Below are 3,530 nucleotides of genomic sequence, written 5' to 3'. Positions count from 1 at the left end.
ACAGGGAACAGGGAAACTTTACTTTTCGTTACTTATGTCGGTTTTTTTCCGTTCACCTACTTAAAATCATATTAAAATCTCTGGCTGTCAATAAAATGTAAATAAAAAAAATGAGTAAAAATCTTCAAGGGAAAATAGCATTAGTTACAGGTGCTACTAGAGGTATTGGTAAGGGAATTGCTGTAGGGTTAGGTGAAGCAGGCGCTACTGTGTATATTACCGGGCGCACTTTTGAACCTAATAATTATGAGCATTTTGGCGGTAGTTTACGGGAAACCGAAACCGCTGTTATCGAAGCGGGTGGAGTTTGTATTCCTGTACAGGTTGATCATAGTGATGATGAGCAAATTCGTCAACTTTTTGCACGTATTGAGAGCGAACAAAATGGTCAATTAGATATTTTAGTTAATAATGTTTATGGGGGAGTACAAGCATTAAGAACAGCCTTTGGTAAGCCGTTTTGGGAATCAGAACCGAGTTTTTGGGATGCTGCTAATAATGTAGGTTTAAGAAGTCATTATGTGGCTAGTATTTATGCTGCAAGAATGATGATCAAACGCCAAAAAGGGGTTATTTTTACTATTTCCTCCTGGGGAGGAATGTCTTATATTTTTAGTGTTCCTTATGGTGTGGGAAAAAGTGCTTGTGATAGATTAGCCGCAGATATGGCTAAGGAATTAAAACAATATAATGTGACTTCTCTGGCTATTTATCCCGGTATTGTGGGTACGGAACAGATTACAACTTTCGCCAAAGAACAGAGTTTAGAAAATGGTAATTCTTCATTATTTGCTGATGGTTATAATTGGGAAACACCATTATTTACTGGCAGAGCGATCGCTAGTTTAGCAGCTGATGCTAATATAATCAAATATACTGGTAAAATCCAAGTCGTCGCTGAAGTTGCGAAGCGATATGGAATTGTAGATCAAAATGGTAATCGTCCTGTATCTTTACGTTCTTTGCGGTTTATTTTAGCAATGGCTATACCTTTTTTAAGAAATTATGCTTGGTTAATTCCTGATTTAACAATACCTTGGTTAGTGATTTTCTTCATTGCCTTATGATATGATGTCAATAGATAATTGATGGTTACTGGTCAACAAGCGAACTGACAAGTCAACGCTTGCGCTAGTGAGTAACTCTAAATGTTAAATTAATTCGTGGTTGAATTTCTTTAGCTGTTTTAGCAATTTGGTGTTGCCAAAAATGCTGAGTTTCACCTTGCATTAATAACAAGCTACCACTGGTTAAATCAATAGCAATTCTGTGATTTTTAGAATGCTTATGTCGTAAAGAAAAACGACGGGTTGCACCAAAACTCACTGATGCAATTATTGGATTTTTTCCTAATTCTGGTTCATCATCACTATGCCAAGAAACACTGTCTTTACCATGACGATATAAATTGAGGAGAACACTGTTAAAACTAACTTTTGCGATTTCCTCAACTTTCGATTTAATGAATTGTAATGTAGTATTCCAAGGTTCTGGATGTTGTTCTATACCAGAATAAGTGTAAGATTTTCCTTCATCTCCATACCATGCTGTCAATCTTGGTATAGGCATTTTCTTGCCAAAAATTTGGATTATTTCTTGTTTCCATTTCACCTTAGAAGATAAATCTTCAAAAAGCTGACTACTTTCTTGAGTGTTAAAAAAATTCTGATATAATATCACTTCTCCGTCAGTAGAAATGATAGTTTTTTTATTAACTTGATTTTCTAATTTCATATTATTAGTATCTGCTAGATCATCCCAAAGACTGATTTGATTATACATGATTTGGTTAAAACTCCGCAATTATACATTTACTGAAATCATCATTAATTTTTATCACAACCAATTTTCTAATTTCAGTTCTTCAATTCTTAATAAATCAGAATCATTAGAAACGAGAATTAAATCCCGGACAATTGCTGTAGCTGCTATTAAAACATCAGCATCTTGGATAGGAGTACCTTTAGCTTTTAATTTGGCATGAATTTCACAGGATTTTTCAATAATTTCTAAATCATCTAAAAATAATGTTTGATATTTTTGAAAAAAGATATGAAATTCAGACAATTGCTTGACAGCATTAATAGATAAAAGTCCTCTCTTGATTTCATAATAAGTAATGCAGCTAATAAATACCATTCTTCCCTGAATATTGACTTCTCGGAGTTTATTATCTACAATGGCATTCTTTTTTAAAATGTAACTAACGATATTTGAATCTAGTAAATAATTCACGGTTTTATTTTCCTGCTACTGCTGCATCAAAAATCGCTATTTCTTCTGGCGTTAAATCGTTTAATGTCCCAGCAACAGCTTCTAACACAAGAATTTTATCAATTCTTCTGGTTAAATCATGTTCTTTAATTGCTCTCATTTCTTCTGGGGAAAATCTGCTAAATAATTCTATTAACATTTCAGTCATTTCATATTGATCTAATTTCACCATGTAGAAACTACTACCACGAAATAGTTTATCTACAACATGAGAAATGCGTTCTGTTAGTTCTTGTTGATAGTCAGTTAATTGTTCTTGCATGATGTTTACTCTGTTTGTGCTTTGGAAAAATCTAATTCTTATTTATATTACACTCCATTGACGCAAAATCGCCCACTGATTCAAATCCTAAAAATGACTAAATAAATGGTAGCGCAATCTAGGTGATTGATTTCATTCATACTGCGATCGCACCCCAACATCCCAATTTTAAACGAACTGCTTGCAGCAGCGCAACGCTTACGCACTCCCAACCAACATCCTAAACGGCGAACTGACAAGTTATAGCTTGCACTATTGCCCCCTCTGGTTGACTTCTAAGGAGATTTCCACTCTTCCTCTGGGATCATAGCTGTAACCATAATGTTACGTAATGTTCCAGTGGGCAAGTCTCTACCTTGATGAAAAGGCACAATAACTTGGGTGTCTTGAGCTTGACTACGCCATTTTCTATGACTACCTTTCTGAGATATCAGTTCAAAGCCATGTTTACGTAATATGCGTTCAACATCATCAGCCTTCATTCTCCTGAGTCGAGTCATCCGAGCATAACCTCACGGATTACTGCTCCAGGAAGAAGTTGAATAGTATCGGGCTGTAAATAAAGCTCGATCGCTTCTCTTATATTATTAAGGGCTTCTTCTTGTGTAACACCAGCAGAGGTGCATCCAGGGAGTTCTGGACACCAAATTGCCCATTCGCTTGTTTCTGGATCAGGTTCAAGTATGACTCGCCACTTCATAGTTACTATAATATTTGTAGAATTAATCTCAATCATAGCAAACGGTTCTTCGTAGTATCCTGGCACTACAAGATTGGCGATTCCTTGGTCGCGCTGTACGCGATCGCATCCCAAACACCCTCAAAACAGCGATCGCACCCTTCCACATCCCCAAAACAGCGATCGCACCTCCACACCTCCCAAAACGCGATCGCACCTTCCAAACCCCAAAACAGCGATCGCATTATATCCCCATCCCTGAACGCGATCGCACATCCTCCACATCCCCAAAAAGCGATCACTGTTAAAATATAA

Annotated in this window: 6 protein-coding genes; 1 reads left to right on the top strand and 5 read right to left on the bottom strand. The window is 36.5% G+C overall.

All coding sequences use genetic code 11. From position 1 onward, the window contains the following. Positions 1–110: 110 nt before the first annotated feature. A complete protein-coding gene (locus ACIR131C_RS0117380) occupies positions 111–1,067 on the top strand; it encodes an SDR family NAD(P)-dependent oxidoreductase (protein ID WP_028091227.1) in 957 nt (318 codons plus the stop codon). A gap of 64 nt (positions 1,068–1,131) precedes the next feature. Here the strand turns inward: ACIR131C_RS0117380 and ACIR131C_RS0117375 are convergent, their stop codons facing one another. From ACIR131C_RS0117375 to ACIR131C_RS0117355, 5 genes are all read right to left on the bottom strand, one after another. Next, entirely contained in the window at positions 1,132–1,782 is a 651-nt protein-coding gene (locus ACIR131C_RS0117375; protein WP_028091226.1) for an alpha-ketoglutarate-dependent dioxygenase AlkB family protein, read from the bottom strand. A gap of 54 nt (positions 1,783–1,836) precedes the next feature. Then, entirely contained in the window at positions 1,837–2,235 is a 399-nt protein-coding gene (locus ACIR131C_RS0117370; RefSeq protein ID WP_028091225.1) for a type II toxin-antitoxin system VapC family toxin, read from the bottom strand. 4 nt (positions 2,236–2,239) lie between these two features. After that, positions 2,240–2,536 (bottom strand): hypothetical protein, encoded by a 297-nt coding sequence (locus tag ACIR131C_RS0117365; RefSeq protein WP_028091224.1) that lies wholly within the window; start codon positions 2,534–2,536, stop codon positions 2,240–2,242. 275 nt (positions 2,537–2,811) lie between these two features. Next, entirely contained in the window at positions 2,812–3,036 is a 225-nt protein-coding gene (locus ACIR131C_RS0117360; RefSeq protein ID WP_028091223.1) for a type II toxin-antitoxin system HicA family toxin, read from the bottom strand. Then, complete coding sequence (locus ACIR131C_RS0117355; protein WP_027402758.1) at positions 3,033–3,236, bottom strand: type II toxin-antitoxin system HicB family antitoxin; 204 nt, start codon at positions 3,234–3,236, stop codon at positions 3,033–3,035. The genes ACIR131C_RS0117360 and ACIR131C_RS0117355 overlap by 4 nt, the downstream gene beginning before the upstream one ends. Positions 3,237–3,530: the final 294 nt, after the last annotated feature.

It is taken from the genome of Dolichospermum circinale AWQC131C (assembly GCF_000426905.1).
Lineage (GTDB): Bacteria > Cyanobacteriota > Cyanobacteriia > Cyanobacteriales > Nostocaceae > Dolichospermum > Dolichospermum circinale.
The sequence above is the reverse complement of the archived record's forward strand: the minus strand, read 5'-3'. Positions and strand labels throughout refer to the sequence as shown.